Raw genomic sequence first — 16,452 nt, 5'->3', positions numbered from 1 at the left:
ACGACCGGTCGGTCCGAAAAATTGAGAGCTGCTGTTCGACGCGCGGGAATCAGGATCGCGGAATGCGCCCCATCAGGTAGAACTCCGGATTGGGCAGCATGCCGGAGAAGCTCGCCATTCGGTTGCTCAGGCCGAAAAAGGCGGTGATCGCGGCGATGTCCCACGCGTCCTCGTCACCAAAGCCGTGCCCACGGAGGGCATCGAAGTCGGCGTCGGCGATTTCGTGCGAGGCGGAGTTCACCTTCGTGGCGAAGTCGAGCATCGCGCGCTGACGATCGGAGATCTCTGCGGTGCGATAGTTGACCGCAACCTGATCGGCGACCAGCGGCTTCTTCTCGTAAATCCGCAGAATCGCGCCATGCGCGACGACACAGTACGTACATTTGTTGGCCGCAGAGATCGTGGTGACGATCATTTCGCGATCACCCTTGGTGAGCGCGGAATCTTCCTTGAGCATGATCGCGTCGTGGTACGCGAAGAATGCCCGGAACTCGGCCGGGCGCCGAGCGAACATCAGGAAGACGTTGGGCACGAACCCCGACTTCTCCTGGATCTCGAGAATCTTGGTGGCGATGTCCTCGGGCACCTCGGTCAATTCGGACTGCGGAAAACGGGTGCTCACTGTGCCTCCTGGTCAACCAACGATGTTCGATTCAAGATAATGATGATTAACTGAGTTGTCCAGATGCATTTCCTGCCCTACTTTTTCGGGCACGGATAGTCGGGTACGACCCAAGCGATCTGCGTAGCGTGAAACCCGTGAACAGGAAGACACGATGATCGACGGACTGAACCGCGCACTCGAGTACATCGAGAGCAATCTGCGCGGCGAGATCGACACAGCCGAGATGGCAAGGCTGGCAACCACCTCGGAGTATCACTTTCGGAGGATGTTCTCGGCCCTTGCCGGCATTCCCGTATCCGAATACATCCGTCGACGTCGACTCACCGTGGCCGGCGCCGAGTTGTCCGTCAGCAGATCAGGGGTGTTGGAGACCGCCGTGAAATACGGCTACTCATCCGCGGAAGCCTTCACACGAGCGTTCACCGCATTTCACGGAGTGAGCCCCGGCGCGGTCAAACGTGCTCCCGCCGTTCTCAAATCACAACCGAAACTTGTCATTCACGTGACGTTGGAAGGAGCCACACCGATGGACTACATGCTTGTGGAAAAACCTGCCCTGACCGTCGTCGGATTCAAAGCCCGGGTTCCGCTGGTTCACGAAGGTCCCAATTCTGCGATCGAAGATTTCACCCGCTCCGTCGACAAGGTTGCGCTGCGCGGTTTGCGCGAGCTGTCCGATCAGGAACCGGCGGGAATCGTCAGTGTTGTCGACAATGTGGCGCATCCCAGAACCGAAGGCACAGAACTGGATTACTACTTGGGGGTGGTCACCGGCAAACCTTCACCCACGGGTTTCGACGTACTGACGGTCGACGCACACACGTGGGCCGTGTTCACCGCCGACGGGTCGGCAATCGAATCTGTGCAGTACTTGTGGCGAGATATCTACACGGAATGGTTCCCGGCCAACCCTTTTCGCTCCGTACCTGGTCCCGAGATCATGCGTACCGAATACAACGACGATTTCACAGTCGCCCGGTTCGAGCTCTGGATTCCGGTCGAGAGCGAATTGAACGACAACGGCGCGTAAAGCAGCCGCCGGGTCGGATGGAAGTCACGACCCGGCGGCTGAGCCTTCAGATTAAACAGACTGTCAGAGAATCAGTTTCGCTCCGGTGGCAGCAACCACGTCGTCGACACTGATGCCCGGCGCCGTCTCCACCAGACGGAGTCCTTCGTCAGTCACGTCGATCACGGCCATGTCGGTGATGATTCGCTGGACGCAGCCCTTACCGGTCAGCGGAAGCGAGCACTCCTCGACGATCTTGTGCTCGCCCTTCTTCGAGACGTGCTCCATCATCACGATGACGCGCTTTGCGCCGTGGACCAGATCCATCGCGCCGCCCATGCCCTTGACCATGTGACCCGGGATCATCCAGTTCGCGAGATCCCCGGTGGCACTGACCTGCATGGCACCGAGCACGGCAACGTCGACCTGACCACCGCGGATCATGCCGAACGACGCGGAGGAGTCGAAGAACGACGCACCGGGAAGAACGGTGATGGTCTCCTTGCCCGCATTGATCAGCTCGGGATCGAGTTCGTCCTCGGTGGGGTACGGCCCCACGCCCAGAACGCCGTTCTCCGAGTGCAATACGACGGTGATGTCGGTCGGGAGGTAGTTCGGAACCAGCGTCGGCATACCGATGCCGAGGTTCACGTACTGTCCGTCCTCGAGTTCGCGCGCAACGCGCGCCGCCATCTCTTCACGGGTGAGCTTGGTGGGTAGTACAGAAGTCATGCTCGTACCGTCCGATTCTCGATGCCGACCGTCACGGGGCCGACGTGGACAACGCGCTGAACGTGAATGCCGGGCGTGTGGATCTCGGCGGGGTCGAGCTCACCCGGCTCGACGAGGTGCTCGACCTGCGCAATGGTGATGCGTCCCGACGTTGCTGCTGCCGGATTGAAGTTCTGGGTACTCGCGCGGTAGACGAGGTTGCCGTGCCGGTCGCCTTTCCAGGCATGGACCAGTGCGTAGTCGGCGACGATGCCGCGTTCCATCACGTAGGTGACGCCGTCGAAGTCACGAGTTTCCTTGGGCGGACTGGCAACTGCGATGCCGCCGTTGCCGTCGTAGCGCAGTGGCAGGCCGCCGTCGGCAACCTGGGTGCCGACACCGGCCGGGGTGAAGAACGCGGGGATGCCCGCTCCCCCGGCGCGCATGCGCTCGGCGAGCGTGCCCTGGGGCGTGAGTTCGACTTCCAGCTCACCGGAGAGGTACTGACGCGCGAACTCCTTGTTGGAGCCGACGTACGAGCTGACGGTACGACGGATACGCCCCTTCTCCAGGAGCACTCCGAGCCCGAACCCGTCGGTGCCGCAGTTGTTGCTCACCGTTTCGAGTGATGTCGCGCCCTGCTCGAGGAGCGCATCGATGAGGATCTCCGGCACTCCGACGAGCCCGAATCCTCCGACAGCGATCGTGACGCCGTCCGGCACGTCGGCGACGGCCTCGGCAGCAGTGGGAATGACTTTGTCCATCATGTCGATCACAGTAGCGCGACGCGTACGTATTGTGAACCCCCGTCCGCATCACGAACATTTTTCACCCCCGGCATTGCCTGGGTCACATCTACGACCTATTCTGTTCGCAGAGCGCAACACATGTACACATTGCGAACAACTTCACGTAACCGAACGACGAGGTTCCCTATGCTGCATCTACCGCCGAGGTACCAGCGGCCGACTGGCGTCAACGCCCCGGCCGATTTCGCGGACTACAAGACGACTTCCCTTCGCCACCCGAAGCAACCGCTGAAGCTGCTCCCCCAGCGGCTCACGGAGCTCACCGGACCGGTGTTCGGCGAAGATCGCGTCGGCGCCGGCGAAAACGACCTGACCATTGCCAACGGCGGCGAAGCACAGGGACAGCGCATCGTTGTCCACGGCCGCGTACTCGACGGCGACGGAAAGCCGGTCCCCCACACCCTGCTCGAGGTCTGGCAGGCCAACGCCGGTGGGCGCTACCGCCACACCGGGGACAACTGGCCCGCGCCGCTGGACCCGTTCTTCAACGGCCTGGGTCGCTGCGTCACCGACGCGAACGGCCACTACAGCTTCACCACGATCAAGCCTGGCGCCTACCCGTGGATGAACCACGACAACGCCTGGCGACCGGCACACATCCATTTCTCGCTGTTCGGCACGGCCTTCACGCAGCGCCTCGTGACACAGATGTACTTCCCCGAAGATCCGATGTTCTTCCAGGACCCGATCTACAACTCAGTGCCCGAAGAGGCCCGCCATCGCATGGTCAGCGTCTTCGACTACGACGCTACAGTCCCCAACTGGGCTCTCGGGTTCCGCTTCGACATCGTCCTGCGTGGCCGTGATGCCTCCGTATTCGAGAACGAGGAAGACCACGATGACTGATCACACCGCGAAGCCCGCACCCACTTATCCGGTCGTCCCCGGCGACTTCACCACTGCCCCCTTCGGTGTCACGCCCTCTCAGACCGTCGGACCGTACTGGCACATCGGCCTCCCCTGGACGGACGGCCCCGACGCCGCCCCCGCCGATGCCCCCGGACGAATCACGCTGGCCATCACGGTGATCGACGGCGCCCGCACACCCGTCGCCGACGCGATGATCGAAACGTGGCAGGCCGATACGCTCGGACGCTTCAACCATCCGGACGATCCCCGCGGCGCAGTGGAGCTCACTCCCGCCGGTTTCCGCGGATTCGCCCGCAGCGCAGCGGATCCCACGGGCACAGCTCTCGTCCACACAGTCAAGCCCGGTGCGCTCCCCACCGAAGCTGACGTGAGCGAGGCGCCACACGTCGACGTGTCGGTATTTGCTCGCGGCATGCTCGACCGCCTGGTCACCCGCTTGTACTTCCCCGAAGACGCCGACGCACACGCTACAGATCCGGTGCTGTCCTCACTGAGCGAAACCGAACGCGCGAAGTTGGTTGCAACCAAGGTCGACGGTGGGTACTCCTGGACGGTCTATGTTCAGGACGAGGACGCGAACGGCGTCGAGACGCCCTTCTTCGAGCTGTAAGAGGAGTACACATGCCCACTCGCGGCGCACTGTTCGACCCGGTGTTCGGGGCCACCCGAGTATCGGAGCACCTGTCCGACCAGGCGTGGGTCACCGCGTTGCTCGACGTGGAGGCCGCACTGAGTTGTGCGATGGCCACAGTCGGGTTGGCAGACGGGGAACATTGCGCCGCGGTGGCGGCTGCTGCAGCTGAACTCTCACAACCGGGCGGCCTGGACATCGTGGCGCTCGGCCGCGCGTCGGCCGCCGGCGGAAATCCCGTCATCCCACTGGTGAAGATGCTGCGTGAAAGGGTCGGACAGGAAGGTGTGCCTGCCTCCGTGGTGCACCCGGGCGCCACCAGCCAGGACATCATGGACTGTGCGCTGATGCTGTTGACGCGACGCGCAGGCGCGGTGGTTCTGGCCGATCTGACCCGCGCCGCCGATTCCGCCGCCCACCTCGCTCGCATCCATCGCGCCACTCCGATGGTCGCCAGAACCCTGGGCCAACAAGCACTTCCGACCACCTTCGGGCTACTGGCCTCGAGTTGGTTCACCGCACTCGACGCCGCGGCGATCCGCCTCGAGATCGTGCTGTCCACGTTACCGGTTCAATTCGGCGGAGCCGCGGGAACACTCGCTGCTCTGTATCCCGACGGGCTCAGGATCGCCGACGCGCTGGCCGACGAACTCGGCCTGGCCAGGCAGATCACTCCGTGGCACACCGACCGCGTGACCATCGCAGAACTCGCGACCACACTCGGTATCGTCGCCGGCGCCGTTTCCAAGCCAGCCACCGACATCACCGTCATGGCGTCCACCGAGCTGTCCGAGGTCGCCGAGAGCGCTCCGGGCGGCTCATCGGCCATGCCCCACAAGCAGAATCCGGTTGCCGCGATCACCGCCCGCGCAGCAGCGCGACGCACTCCCGCACTGGTGGCCACAGCTCTGTCGAACATGGATCACGAATTCGCTCGCGCTGCAGGCCCCTGGCACGCCGAGTGGGAAACAGTCACCGATCTCCTGCGCCTGGCCGGCGGAGCGGCGCACCAGCTTTCCGTCAGCCTCACCGGTCTGCACGTACACACCGAGTCGATGGCTCGCAATCTCGACATCACCGGTGGCCTGATTCTTGCCGAGCGTGTCACCAAGGCTCTGTCCGCACACACTGATCGAGCGCGCGACATCGTCACAGCGGCAGCCACTTCCGGGGTCGGACTGGATCGAGATCCCGCTGTCGCAGAACACCTGAGCGAAACCGAGATCGCCGAATTGCTCGACCCCGCACACTATCTGGGCCACGCCACCGATCTGGTCGACCGCGCCCTCGCCGAACGCCCTACAGGAGGATCTCGATGAGCGTCGCGCTCAATTTTCAACAGACCGGCATTCCTGATGCTCCCGCAGTGGTTCTCCTGGGGTCACTCGGATCCGATCTGTCCATGTGGCAGCCGCAGATTCACGCGCTGTCGAATCGCTACCGCGTCATCGCCGTCGACCATCGCGGCCACGGCAAGTCACCGGTTCCCGCCGGCCCGTACTCCATTGCCGATCTCGGCGGCGATGTCATCGCTCTCCTCGATTCGCTCGAACTCGAGTCCGTACATCTGGTCGGGCTCTCCCTCGGCGGCGCTGTCAGCCAGTGGATCGCCGCGCACCACCCCACTCGCGTCGTGACCTTGACCTTGATGTGCACGTCCTCGCAGTTCGCCCCGGCTCAGCCGTGGATCGATCGTGCGCAGGCTGTCCGTGCGGACGGTATTGCATCCATCGCGGCCGCCGTGGTCGGACGCTGGTTCACCCCGGGACTGGCCGACAACGATCCGGAACTTGTCGCCCGCCACGTCGCGATGGTCGAAGCCACACCCGACGAGGGCTATGCCGCCTGCTGCGAGGCACTTTCGGTGTGGGACGGCCGCGCCGACCTGGCCCGCATCGTCGCTCCGACGCTCCTCGTCGCGGGTGAGCAGGATCCGTCCACACCTCCGGCGACGCTGAGCGCGATCGCCGACGGTATCGCCGATGCGGTACTGCACGTCGTTGATCCCGGCGCACACCTGGCCAACGTCGAACAGGCCGGGCGCGTCACCAAACTGCTTGCAACGCATATTGCCTCGCACATATCTGCGCTCGCCCAACGGAGCGCCGCGGTGTCGGCAGGCATGACCGTACGACGTCAGGTGCTCGGTGACGCCCACGTCGACCGTTCCATCGCCGGTGCCACCGAGTTCACGGCCCCGTTCCAGGATTTCATCACTCGCACGGCGTGGGGCGACATCTGGTCACGCCCCGGCCTCGATCACCACACTCGCCGACTCCTCACTCTCGCGATCCTCACCGCCGTCGGCAACGAACACGAACTCGACATGCATATTCGCGCTGCACTGCGTGCCGGGATCGATCCCGACGAACTCGTGGAAGTATTTCTCCATACCGCGGTCTATGCGGGTGTGCCGAACAGCAACTTGGCTTTTGCGCTGGGAAGGCAAGCACTCGCGGACCTCTCGGCCGAACCTGAGGAGAACGAGACAACATGAGTGAGAACAGCAGCGAGCAGTCGCCGGGACCGTCCCCGGACTACGTGCAGTCGCTGGCCCGTGGGCTTTCCGTCATCAAGGCTTTCGACGGTGAGCACCCGCGTCGCACCCTCAGCGAGGTTGCCAGGCACACCGATCTCACGCGTGCGACTGCTCGCCGCTTCCTGCTCACACTCGTCGAACTCGAATACGTACGTACGGACGGTTCGGTGTTCTGGTTGACGCCGCGAGTCCTCGAACTCGGCTACAGCTACCTCTCCAGTCTGTCCCTTCCCGAGATCGCCGGGCCGCATCTGGAAGCCCTGTCCGCCAAGGTCCGTGAATCCACCTCCGTGTCGATCCTCGACGGCGACGACGTCGTGTACGTAGCCCGTGTTCCGGTCAGCCGCATCATGACGGTGTCCATCACCATCGGCACACGCTTTCCCGCGTACGCCACGTCCATGGGCAGGGTTCTGCTCGCCGGCCTGCCGGACGACGCACTGGACGCCTACCTCGCCCGCGTGTCCTTCGCCCGCCTGACCGGCAAGACCATCTCCACCGCCGACGGACTGCGCGCCGAACTCGAGAAGATTCGCGCCGACGGGTTCGCGATAGTCGACCAGGAACTCGAAGAAGGTCTGCGCTCGCTCGCCGCACCGATCCGGGACGCAACCGGTGACGTGGTCGCGGCCGTCAACATCTCCACCCAAGCCGCCCGCTACAGCGCCGAAGCTGTTCGCGGTGAACTGGTTCCGGCCGCAGTCGCCACCGCGGACGCTATCTCCGTCGATCTCGGACGTACTCAGTCGTCCAACAATCACTCGGCAGCTACTCGCTGACCGGGCATACCCAAGGAAGAACCAATGCCTGACGTTGTCATCTGTGAGCCCCTCCGCACCCCTGTCGGCCGCTTCGGCGGGGTATTCCGTGACGTCGCTCCGGAAGATCTCGCCTCGACGCTGATCACCGAACTCGTCACGCGTACCGGCATTTCCGGCGCAGAGATCGACGACGTCATTCTCGGCCAGGCTTCGCCGAACGGTGAGGCTCCGGCGATCGGACGCATCGCGGCGCTGAACGCCGGTCTGGGTGTCGACGTTCCCGGCATGCAGGTGGATCGCCGGTGCGGGTCGGGATTGCAGGCAATCATCCAGGCCGTCATGCAGGTTCAGTCCGGTGGCAGTGACCTGGTCCTCGCGGGCGGTGCCGAGTCGATGAGCCAAGCCGAGTTCTACGCAACCGGAATGCGTTGGGGCGTCAAGGGTGAGGGTGTTGCGCTCAGCGATCGTCTCGCTCGTGCCCGCGTCACAGCCGGTGGACGCGAATTCCCGGTTCCCGGCGGAATGATCGAAACGGCAGAGAACCTGCGTGCCGAGTTCTCCATCAGCCGAGAGGATCAGGACGCACTCGCGGTGCAGTCGCATCAGCGTGCAGTCGCCGCCCAGAAGAACGGCGTCTTCGCCGAGGAAATCGTTCCGGTATCCGTTCCGCAGCGCAAGGGTGAGGCCCTGATCGTCGACACCGACGAGCATCCGCGGGCCGACACCTCGATGGAATCGCTTGCGCGCCTTCGTCCCATGCGCGCAAAGATCGACCCCGACTCCACCGTGACCGCAGGTAATGCCAGCGGCCAGAACGACGGCGCAGCACTGGCGATCGTCACCACCGCAGACAAGGCCCGCGCACTCGGACTGCGCCCCCTCGCGCGCTTGGCAAGTTGGAGTGTCGCGGGCGTTCCCCCGCGCACCATGGGCATCGGTCCCGTCCCGGCGTCGGAGAAGGCACTCGGCCGCCTCGGATTGACCCTGGCGGACATGGATGTCATCGAACTCAACGAAGCCTTCGCGGCACAAGCACTCGCAGTCCTGCAGAGTTGGAAGCTCGAGGCCGACGACCCACGCATCAACCCCAACGGCTCCGGCATCTCCCTCGGCCATCCGGTCGGCGCCACGGGTGGACGAATCCTGGCCACCCTGTTGCGCGAGATGGACCGTCGCGAAGCGCGTTACGGCCTCGAGACGATGTGCATCGGCGGCGGGCAGGGCCTGGCTGCGGTCTTCGAGCGCCTGTCCTGATCAAGCTCCGACGTGCGCGACGCCGGGGTCACCGAGTTCGCCGCGTAGACCGTCGAGAAAGACACGCAACAGTTCGGTCAGTTCGGCCTGCTGCTGCTCGGTGAGAATCGACGTCAGTTCGGCTTCACGGCCGAGGACTCGGTCCACCAGTTGCTCCACCAGCTCGTGACCGGCGGCAGTGAGTGTCACGAGAACGATTCGTGAGCCCTCGGATGCAGACCTCTCCACCAGACCTGCGTTCTCCGCGCGCGCGAGTCGCTGCGAGATCGCACCGGCCGTGACTCCGGTCTGCTCGGTGATCTGGCGAGTCGTCAACTGATACGGCTCGCCGGATCGCCGCAGGACACTGAGCAGGTCCAGAGTCGCGGTGTCCGCACCGGCCGAGGCGAGTACCCGTCGGCGATCCTCACCGAGCAGCTTGGCGCACATCCACAGCCTGGTCACGATGCCGATACCCTCTACCGGCGTGCCCGGCCTTTCGCGAAGCCAGGCCAACGCGACCGCGTCCACCGCGTCGTCCGGGTTGTAGTCGCCCACCACTGCACACCTCGTTTAGCTCTAAATGATACGTTCTTCGTATAGGTCTAAACGTAGCTCACGGAGGTAGGCATGACACGCACAGTTCTGGTAACCGGCGGCGGAACAGGGATCGGGCGCGCAGTTGCAGCAGCGTTCGCCCGAGACGGAGACACAGTTTTCGTCACCGGCCGACGCACGGAAACACTCGAAAAGACCGCGGAGGAGTTGGGCGACGCTGTTCACGCCTTGACGTGTGACAACTCCGACCCGAAAGACCTGAAGCGGTTGCAGGATTCGCTTCCGGGAACCATCGACGTCGTGGTGCACTGCGCCGGCGGTAACACGGACTTCGATCGCGAAGCGCCGTCAGATCTGGAATCCCTGGCCGCCGGGTGGCGTGCCAATCTGGACTCCAACCTCATCTCCGCGGTGTTGACCACAGCCGCAATTCGAGATCGAATCCCCAGTGGCGGTGCCGTCATCACCATCGGATCGATTGCCGCCGACAAGGGCGCGGGAGCGTACGGCGCTGCCAAAGCGGCAGTTGCGACGTGGAATGTCGATCTGGCCGCCGAACTGGGCCCCGAAGGCATCACGGCGAACATCGTCTCCCCCGGTTACATCGCCGACACGGAGTTCTTCCGAGACTTTCTGACGGACGAGCGTCGCGCGATGCTGATCGAATCCACCAGCACCAAGCGCGCCGGAACGCCGGACGACATCGCGTCGGCCGTCCACTTCTTGGCCTCACCTGGCGCCCGGCAGATCACCGGCCAGGTATTGGCAGTCAACGGCGGTGAGAGAACCAGTCGCTGATCATGCCAGGTGGCGCTCGAAGAACGAGTCGATTCGCTTCCAGGCATCCTGCGCTGCAACAGGATCGGGACCGATTCCGACGATGCGCTCCAACGGACGAAGCACCTTGGGTCCGGCCTCCGCGTCGTTGAGGAACGCGTGGCCGGCGGTGGGGTACTCCTTGACGTCGTTCTCGATACCGGCATTGTCGAGCGCCGTCTCCAGTTTCGCTGCCGCGCCCCGGAGCGAAAAGTCCTTGCCTCCGAAACTCCCGACGATCGGGCACGCATCCACCACGGCCTCATCGAGTTTGCGTGGAAGCTGACCGTAATTGACCGATGCAGCATCGAAATCTCCGGCGCTGACCATCGCGAAGCCGCCGCCCATACAGAATCCGATGACACCGATCTTTCCCGTGCAGTCCGGGGATTCCACCAACCAGCTGCGAGCGACTTCGATGTCGGTGAACGCCTTGCCGTGGCCTCGAAGCATCGACGTCATGGTGGGCACGAGGCACCGCTTCGCCCCGCCCGCGCTGTAGAGGTCGACGGCAAGCGTCAGGAATCCCGCAGCGGCCAGCCGCTTGGCTTGACGCTGCATCACCTCCTCGAGCCCGAAAGCCTCGTGAATCATCACTACCCCCGGCCACGGGCCGGGGGTAGTGGGGATTTCGAGTATCGCTCGCAGCGGTTGTGATCCGCCGACTACTGCGGCGCGGCCCGTCAGATCTATGTCCACCATGTCTCGATGCTAGGCCGACACGGCGTCCACAGGCTCGCAAGCGAGGTCAGGGAAGCTGTTTTCCCTGGCCCGCCGCAAGTCCGGACAAGAGCTCGGCGAGCTGCGGCAAGGCGTACGGCGCGCTCAGCGGACCGAAATTGTCGACGAAAGCATTCGAGAGCAGAAGTTCCACCGGCGCATAGGCTCGCGCCTTCACCGCGGGGAGGTTCTGGAAAACTGCGAAGTTCTCGAACCTCGTCGTGGCTTCCTGGTCAGAAGCGAGGCTGAGCAGAATGTCTGCGGGCGCGAGCACCTCCGCCTGTTCCATCGACAGCGCAGTCATCTGCTCGGCGTTGTATCCGCGATAGTTGAGTCCGAGTTCTCGCAGCAGAACCCCGGGTGCACTGGCATCCCCTTGCACATATAACTGATCGCCGTACATCGAGCCGATCATGATCGCCTTGCCGCCCAGACCGTTGAGTGAAGCTGCCGTGTCGGAGATCAGGGCATCGGTCCGGGCGATCGCTGCAGTAGCGGCCTCGTCGACAAAAGCGGCCTGCCCGACCGTGGCAACGCCGTCACGCCACGACGTGGTCCAGTCCAGCGCTACGACCGGCGCGATCTGACTGAGCCTCTCGGCTGCCGGTTCGAGATAAGTCTTCATACCGATGATGAGGTCCGGCGAGTAACGAGCGATGATTTCCGGATTGATTTCGCCTGTGGTGCCGAAGCTTTCGAGATCGGCTATTCCCGCGGTGCTCTGCCACGGCAGTGAACCGCGGTCCCACGATCCTGTGTTGCCGTAGGCGACTGGGTGAACGCCGAGCGAGAGCAGGAATTCCAGATCCGTGAAGTCGCTGGCAACAACGATCCTTTCCGGCTTTCCCGAGATCGTGGTGGTGCCGAGCGCATTGATCACCTCGCGTTGTTCGCCGGCGTCTACGGCATCTGACGCCGTCGAACAACCCGCAAGGATGGCGGCCGCTGCCGCCGCGCCGACGCCGAAGAACCCACGGCGGCTGAGCTGGTCCACAAGTTCAGCGGTCGTCGGTGATTCGCGAATCGTTCCGTACACGTGTGCACTCTCCTTCTCGGCGTCTGCTGCGCGCGCCGAGGGCACAGCGAATGCGAGATTAGCCCACCCTGAGCACGCGTGGGGCTCCTACGTTTCGGTGTACGACAACCATTGACGTTTAAATATATCGATTGATATATTTAAACGAAGTTGTACTGCTCATAGAAACGGAGACCGCATGAGCGCGCCGGCCACCACCCCGCCAACAATTGCCAAGTCCGAACTGGAACTTCGCCGCGAACTCGCCGCCGTCTACCGGTTGCTCGCCCACTTCAAGATGACGGACCTCATCTTCACGCACGTCTCGGTGCGCGTTCCGGGGCCCGAACATCACTTCCTCATCAATCCGTACGGCCTACTCTTCGAAGAGATCACAGCATCCAACCTGGTCAAGATCGATCTCGACGGGAACCTCGTCGAGCCGTCCGAATATCAGGTCAACCCAGCAGGATTCGTAATCCATGGGGCAGTGCACTCCGCGCGGTCAGACGCACAGTGCGTCCTTCATACGCACACCAAGGCCGGCTGCGCCGTCGCAGCACAGGAAGACGGTCTGCTGCCGCTCAACCAGATCTCGATGGAGTTCTACAATCGGGTCGGCTACCACGACTACGAGGGCATCGCTCTCAACACCGCCGAGCGTGAGCGGTTGGTGAAGGATCTCGGCACCCACCCCGCGCTGATTCTCCGCAATCACGGCCTGCTGACTGTCGGCGAGACTGCGTCGGAAGCATTTCTGCGAATGTTCTACCTGGAGAAAGCATGCGACATCCAGATCGCCGCACAGGCTTCCGGCAGTCTGCGCCTACCCTCCCCTGAACTGGCGGAGTACACCGCCAGACAATTCGCGGGCGAGGTGAAAGACGAATTCAGTGACGACCAGGCTTACGAATTAGCCTGGGCTGCACTACTTCGCCTTCTCGATCGAATCGATCCGGAATACAAGAACTGAGGCGAGCGCCCCTCAGGACCCCGGTGCGGCTACAACGCCCACCGGGGTCTTTCCCGTCAGCACCGCAACGACGTTGAGTGCGGACTGCCTGGCCAGAGTCCCCGAGACCGCCGACGAATACCAGGCGGCATGAGGAGTGATCGTCAGGTTCGGAATCTGCAGTATCGGATCATCAGCAGTCGGCGGTTCTGCCGGTAGCACGTCGACCGCAGCGCCGGCCAATCTGCCGCTACGCAAAGCACTTCCGAGCGCTTCGTGATCGACGAGGCCTCCGCGCGAGACGTTGACCAGGAACGATCCCGGCTTCATCGACGCCAAAGCCTGAGCGTCCACGATGCCCGCAGTCTCCGCAGTCAACGGAACATGCACGCTCAACACGTCCGATCGACGCAGAAGCTCGTCCCACTCCACGACCTCGACGCCGGGCGCTCCGGCCGAGAGCGAACGCCCCGCTGCCAAGACCGTCATCCCCAGCGCTGCTGCACGGCTGGCAAGTGCCTGAGCGATCAGTCCGAATCCATAGAGGCCCAGAACTGTTCCTGCGATCCGACGTGGCGGATACTCCACGACACTCCAACGACCTTGGTGCACTGCGGCATCGAGCGGACCGATGGAGCGCAGCAAGGACAGGATCGACGCCAGCGCGTGATCGGCAACCTCCTCGGTGCAGTAGTCGACCGCGCGAGTGACGGTGACGCCCCGATCATGCGCCGCGCCCACCGGCAGGTGATCGAACCCGGCCGAGGTGGCCGCCAGGAGACGCAGATCCGGCAAGGAGTCGAGATGATGTGCGTCGAGCCCTAGAGTCTCCGGCCCCACCAGTAGCGCGATTATGCCTGCGCCGCTCGGGATCTCGGAACTGAACTCGACGCCGACGTCGATCCCGGCGGCGCCGAGAGTTTCTCGCAGAGTGCCGAGGTCGATGAAATCGTCGAGCACCACGATTCGATCCGTCACGTCCGAGCCTCCGCGGATATCGCTTGCAGGACTGCGTCGACGCCTCGGGCCACCGCGCCGGGAGCCCGAATGGCGTCCATCATGAAGGGATCAAGAATCGACTGCATGGCAAGGCCGTCGGTGAGTCCGACCAACCTGATCGTCACGAGGTCGGGGTCGACATCTGCCGGCACCGACCCCTCCTGTTGCGCCTCCAGAACCGTCTCGCGAACGATCCGGCGCCACCGAGCGAGAAAGCCCGCGATCTCACTGCGAGCTTTCTCTTCCTGTGCGCCTTCGGCATAGAAGAAGAGGAACACGCGCGTCATCGCCAGGCGCCGATCGTCGAGCGGCAAGACACTGGCGGTGATTCCCCGCAACTTTTCGAGCGCCGAGTTGTCGACCTGATCCAGGATGACCTGATACTGATCACCTTGGATGTCCGCGGCCCGGCGCAGCGCGGCGAGGAGAAGTTCGTGTCGAGAATTGAAGTAGTGGTTCAACACTCCGGTCGACCATCCACTCTCCTCGGCAACCGCCCTGGTGGTCACCGCCGAGATACCCTCGCGGGCGATCAGGCTGAGAACAGCGTCGGCCAGCACCAACCGTCGCTCGTCGTGATCAACGACCTTGGGCACGATCTACCTCCTTGTGGCTGCACTCCTGCACGCACCGACCTTCAGGCTATCGGGGCGACTTCGGGTTCCGCCGTCTCCGTGCCCTTTCCGGAAACTCGCTCGTTCCAGATCTTCATGACTGCGGGCGGAGTCGGCGCCGTGGTCAGACTCAGCGCAACGAAGACAACGAGTGCACTCACCAGACCGACGTACACCGGTTCGTTGGCCAGCACGTCGCCGACGACGAACATCGTGATCAGAGTCGCTGCCGTTCCCACCGCCATCGATGCCATCGCTGCGGTTCCGGTGGCCCTCTTCCACACCAGACCACCGAGGATCGGGACGAGCAGGCCGCCCACGAGGATGTCGTACGCAATCGTGAGCGCCGCGACGATGTCGTTGATCAGGGCGGCGAGGACGATACTGACGAGACCGATCACGATGACGTACAGACGGTTTCCGCGCACATCTGCTTCCGGATCGGACGTATCCAGGCCAGGCTGTGTACGCCCGAAGATCTTCGAGACGAGTGGCAAGACGTCTTGCCGCGCCACGGTGGCAGTAGCGATCAGCGCGCCCGAAGCAGTCGACATCATCGCTGCGACGGCCGCTGCAAGGACAATGCCGCTGAGACCGATCGGGAGAACGTGGACTGCCACGTCGGCGTAGACGTCGTCGGAAGATCCGATGTCAGGCATCAGAGCCGAGGCCGCCAGACCGATCAGTGCACCTGCCACACCGTAAAGCAGGCAGTAGACGCCCGCTGCGACGCCGCCCCAGCGCGCAACTTCGGGCGATTTGGCCGTGAACACACGCTGCCAGATGTCCTGCCCGATAAGGATTCCGAGCGTGTACACGACGAAGAAGGTGATGATCGTGCCGGTGCCGATGGTGCCGAGCGAGAACGCTGCGTCGCCCACACGCTCCTTGATCCCGTCGTACCCACCGGCTTTCGACCATGTGAACGGGAGCAGGAGGAAGAAAATTCCGATGGTCTTGATGACGAACTGAACGACGTCGGTCAGGGTGATCGACCACATGCCGCCCATCGCGGAGTACGCGACGACGATCAATCCACCGAGGATTACGGAGAGCGTCCGGTCGAACCCGAAGAGCACGTTGAAGATAGTGGCGTAGGCAATGGTGGACGTAACGGTGAGCATCAACGTGTAGGCCATCATCACGATGCCGGACGCGCCGGTTGCGTCGATTCCGTAGCGCAACTTCAGCATTCCCGAAACCGTGTATACCTTCAGACGCTGAATCCGGGAGGCGAACAACAGACTCAGCAGGAGCACACCAGCGGCGATGGAGACAACCAACCACATACCGGAGATTCCGTATTTGTAGCCGAGGCCGACACCACCGACCGTGGACGCTCCGCCGATGACGACGGCGGCCATCGTGCTCGTGTAGAGAACTCCGCCGAGCCTTCGACCGGCCACGAGGTACTCGCTGGAGTTGCTCGCGCGGCGTTTGCCCCACCAACCGAACGCCAGCATTGCGGCCAGATAGGTCAGGATTATGGCTATGTCCATGGTGACGATTCCTTCGTGAAGTACCAGCAGGTCCGAGTGCAGACGCCGGTCTCGTCAGACCGCCTGAGGAAACCGTAGAAGACGATTGACG

Annotated in this window: 18 protein-coding genes; 9 read left to right on the top strand and 9 right to left on the bottom strand. The window is 63.3% G+C overall.

The window, feature by feature from the left end:
• Window positions 1-49: 49 nt before the first annotated feature.
• The gene (locus G8767_RS00180) at window positions 50-622 is read right to left on the bottom strand and encodes a peroxidase-related enzyme (protein WP_166808995.1); all 573 of its coding nucleotides are present in this window, start codon (window positions 620-622) and stop codon (window positions 50-52) included.
• Between the two features lie 154 nt (window positions 623-776).
• Between G8767_RS00180 and G8767_RS00175 the strand changes: the two genes are divergently transcribed.
• A complete protein-coding gene (locus tag G8767_RS00175; protein ID WP_166808994.1) occupies window positions 777-1,655 on the top strand; it encodes an AraC family transcriptional regulator in 879 nt (292 codons plus the stop codon).
• Between the two features lie 63 nt (window positions 1,656-1,718).
• Here the strand turns inward: G8767_RS00175 and G8767_RS00170 are convergent, their stop codons facing one another.
• Both G8767_RS00170 and G8767_RS00165 read right to left on the bottom strand, forming a co-directional pair.
• Window positions 1,719-2,366 (bottom strand): CoA transferase subunit B, encoded by a 648-nt coding sequence (locus tag G8767_RS00170; protein ID WP_166808993.1) that lies wholly within the window; start codon window positions 2,364-2,366, stop codon window positions 1,719-1,721.
• A complete protein-coding gene (locus G8767_RS00165) occupies window positions 2,363-3,109 on the bottom strand; it encodes a CoA transferase subunit A (RefSeq protein ID WP_007730016.1) in 747 nt (248 codons plus the stop codon). The genes G8767_RS00170 and G8767_RS00165 overlap by 4 nt, the downstream gene beginning before the upstream one ends.
• 171 nt (window positions 3,110-3,280) lie before the next feature.
• On the opposite strand from G8767_RS00165, the gene pcaH reads away from it, so the two are divergent.
• From pcaH to G8767_RS00135, 6 genes are read left to right on the top strand one after another with little or no spacing between them, the layout of a single operon-like run.
• Window positions 3,281-4,000 (top strand): protocatechuate 3,4-dioxygenase subunit beta, encoded by a 720-nt coding sequence (gene pcaH, locus G8767_RS00160; RefSeq protein WP_166808992.1) that lies wholly within the window; start codon window positions 3,281-3,283, stop codon window positions 3,998-4,000.
• Complete coding sequence (gene pcaG, locus G8767_RS00155; protein WP_166808991.1) at window positions 3,993-4,634, top strand: protocatechuate 3,4-dioxygenase subunit alpha; 642 nt, start codon at window positions 3,993-3,995, stop codon at window positions 4,632-4,634. Before pcaH ends, pcaG begins: the two co-directional genes overlap by 8 nt.
• 11 nt (window positions 4,635-4,645) lie before the next feature.
• Complete coding sequence (pcaB, locus tag G8767_RS00150; protein WP_166808990.1) at window positions 4,646-5,974, top strand: 3-carboxy-cis,cis-muconate cycloisomerase; 1,329 nt, start codon at window positions 4,646-4,648, stop codon at window positions 5,972-5,974.
• A complete protein-coding gene (pcaD, locus tag G8767_RS00145) occupies window positions 5,971-7,152 on the top strand; it encodes a 3-oxoadipate enol-lactonase (protein ID WP_166808989.1) in 1,182 nt (393 codons plus the stop codon). The genes pcaB and pcaD overlap by 4 nt, the downstream gene beginning before the upstream one ends.
• Window positions 7,149-7,973 carry an IclR family transcriptional regulator C-terminal domain-containing protein gene (locus G8767_RS00140; protein WP_095972084.1) on the top strand — a complete coding sequence of 275 codons (825 nt, stop codon included), beginning with the start codon at window positions 7,149-7,151 and terminating at the stop codon, window positions 7,971-7,973. The genes pcaD and G8767_RS00140 overlap by 4 nt, the downstream gene beginning before the upstream one ends.
• A gap of 24 nt (window positions 7,974-7,997) precedes the next feature.
• Window positions 7,998-9,209, top strand: coding sequence for an acetyl-CoA C-acetyltransferase (locus tag G8767_RS00135; RefSeq protein WP_124569135.1), 1,212 nt, complete (start codon window positions 7,998-8,000; stop codon window positions 9,207-9,209).
• On the opposite strand, the gene G8767_RS00130 is transcribed toward G8767_RS00135, so the two are convergent.
• Entirely contained in the window at window positions 9,210-9,746 is a 537-nt protein-coding gene (locus G8767_RS00130; protein ID WP_234036887.1) for a MarR family transcriptional regulator, read from the bottom strand. It lies immediately after the preceding gene.
• A 72-nt stretch (window positions 9,747-9,818) separates the two neighbouring features.
• On the opposite strand from G8767_RS00130, the gene G8767_RS00125 reads away from it, so the two are divergent.
• Entirely contained in the window at window positions 9,819-10,544 is a 726-nt protein-coding gene (locus G8767_RS00125; protein WP_166808987.1) for an SDR family oxidoreductase, read from the top strand.
• Here G8767_RS00125 and G8767_RS00120 read toward each other — a convergent pair whose 3' ends face one another.
• Window positions 10,545-11,264, bottom strand: coding sequence for a dienelactone hydrolase family protein (locus G8767_RS00120; RefSeq protein ID WP_166808986.1), 720 nt, complete (start codon window positions 11,262-11,264; stop codon window positions 10,545-10,547).
• Window positions 11,265-11,310: 46 nt separating this feature from the next.
• Window positions 11,311-12,363 carry an ABC transporter substrate-binding protein gene (locus G8767_RS00115; RefSeq protein ID WP_346842948.1) on the bottom strand — a complete coding sequence of 351 codons (1,053 nt, stop codon included), beginning with the start codon at window positions 12,361-12,363 and terminating at the stop codon, window positions 11,311-11,313.
• 133 nt (window positions 12,364-12,496) lie between these two features.
• Here G8767_RS00115 and G8767_RS00110 point away from each other — a divergent pair, with 133 nt between their 5' ends.
• Window positions 12,497-13,270: a class II aldolase/adducin family protein gene (locus tag G8767_RS00110; RefSeq protein ID WP_095972079.1), complete on the top strand. Its 774-nt coding sequence runs from the start codon at window positions 12,497-12,499 to the stop codon at window positions 13,268-13,270.
• A 12-nt stretch (window positions 13,271-13,282) separates the two neighbouring features.
• On the opposite strand, the gene G8767_RS00105 is transcribed toward G8767_RS00110, so the two are convergent.
• From G8767_RS00105 to G8767_RS00095, 3 genes are read right to left on the bottom strand one after another with little or no spacing between them, the layout of a single operon-like run.
• Window positions 13,283-14,227: a C-terminal binding protein gene (locus G8767_RS00105; protein WP_166808985.1), complete on the bottom strand. Its 945-nt coding sequence runs from the start codon at window positions 14,225-14,227 to the stop codon at window positions 13,283-13,285.
• On the bottom strand, window positions 14,224-14,844 hold the full coding sequence (locus G8767_RS00100; RefSeq protein WP_054826364.1) for a TetR family transcriptional regulator C-terminal domain-containing protein: 621 nt from the start codon (window positions 14,842-14,844) through the stop codon (window positions 14,224-14,226). The genes G8767_RS00105 and G8767_RS00100 overlap by 4 nt, the downstream gene beginning before the upstream one ends.
• 41 nt (window positions 14,845-14,885) lie before the next feature.
• Complete coding sequence (locus G8767_RS00095) at window positions 14,886-16,361, bottom strand: sodium:solute symporter (protein ID WP_166808984.1); 1,476 nt, start codon at window positions 16,359-16,361, stop codon at window positions 14,886-14,888.
• Window positions 16,362-16,452: the final 91 nt, after the last annotated feature.

This window comes from Rhodococcus sp. IC4_135, assembly GCF_011602025.1.
GTDB classification, from domain to species: domain Bacteria; phylum Actinomycetota; class Actinomycetes; order Mycobacteriales; family Mycobacteriaceae; genus Rhodococcus_F; species Rhodococcus_F baikonurensis.
The sequence above is the reverse complement of the archived record's forward strand: the minus strand, read 5'-3'. Positions and strand labels throughout refer to the sequence as shown.

What these genes read in the sequence shown, in the direction of transcription:
- G8767_RS00120 (WP_166808986.1), bottom strand. Translation starts at nt 11,264, where the DNA reads ATGGTGGACATAGATCTGACGGGCCGCGCCGCAGTAGTCGGCGGATCA.
- pcaH (WP_166808992.1), top strand. Translation starts at nt 3,281, where the DNA reads ATGCTGCATCTACCGCCGAGGTACCAGCGGCCGACTGGCGTCAACGCC.
- G8767_RS00175 (WP_166808994.1), top strand. Translation starts at nt 777, where the DNA reads ATGATCGACGGACTGAACCGCGCACTCGAGTACATCGAGAGCAATCTG.
- pcaB (WP_166808990.1), top strand. Translation starts at nt 4,646, where the DNA reads ATGCCCACTCGCGGCGCACTGTTCGACCCGGTGTTCGGGGCCACCCGA.
- G8767_RS00095 (WP_166808984.1), bottom strand. Translation starts at nt 16,361, where the DNA reads ATGGACATAGCCATAATCCTGACCTATCTGGCCGCAATGCTGGCGTTC.
- pcaG (WP_166808991.1), top strand. Translation starts at nt 3,993, where the DNA reads ATGACTGATCACACCGCGAAGCCCGCACCCACTTATCCGGTCGTCCCC.
- G8767_RS00110 (WP_095972079.1), top strand. Translation starts at nt 12,497, where the DNA reads ATGAGCGCGCCGGCCACCACCCCGCCAACAATTGCCAAGTCCGAACTG.
- G8767_RS00170 (WP_166808993.1), bottom strand. Translation starts at nt 2,366, where the DNA reads ATGACTTCTGTACTACCCACCAAGCTCACCCGTGAAGAGATGGCGGCG.
- G8767_RS00125 (WP_166808987.1), top strand. Translation starts at nt 9,819, where the DNA reads ATGACACGCACAGTTCTGGTAACCGGCGGCGGAACAGGGATCGGGCGC.
- G8767_RS00135 (WP_124569135.1), top strand. Translation starts at nt 7,998, where the DNA reads ATGCCTGACGTTGTCATCTGTGAGCCCCTCCGCACCCCTGTCGGCCGC.
- G8767_RS00165 (WP_007730016.1), bottom strand. Translation starts at nt 3,109, where the DNA reads ATGGACAAAGTCATTCCCACTGCTGCCGAGGCCGTCGCCGACGTGCCG.
- G8767_RS00140 (WP_095972084.1), top strand. Translation starts at nt 7,149, where the DNA reads ATGAGTGAGAACAGCAGCGAGCAGTCGCCGGGACCGTCCCCGGACTAC.
- pcaD (WP_166808989.1), top strand. Translation starts at nt 5,971, where the DNA reads ATGAGCGTCGCGCTCAATTTTCAACAGACCGGCATTCCTGATGCTCCC.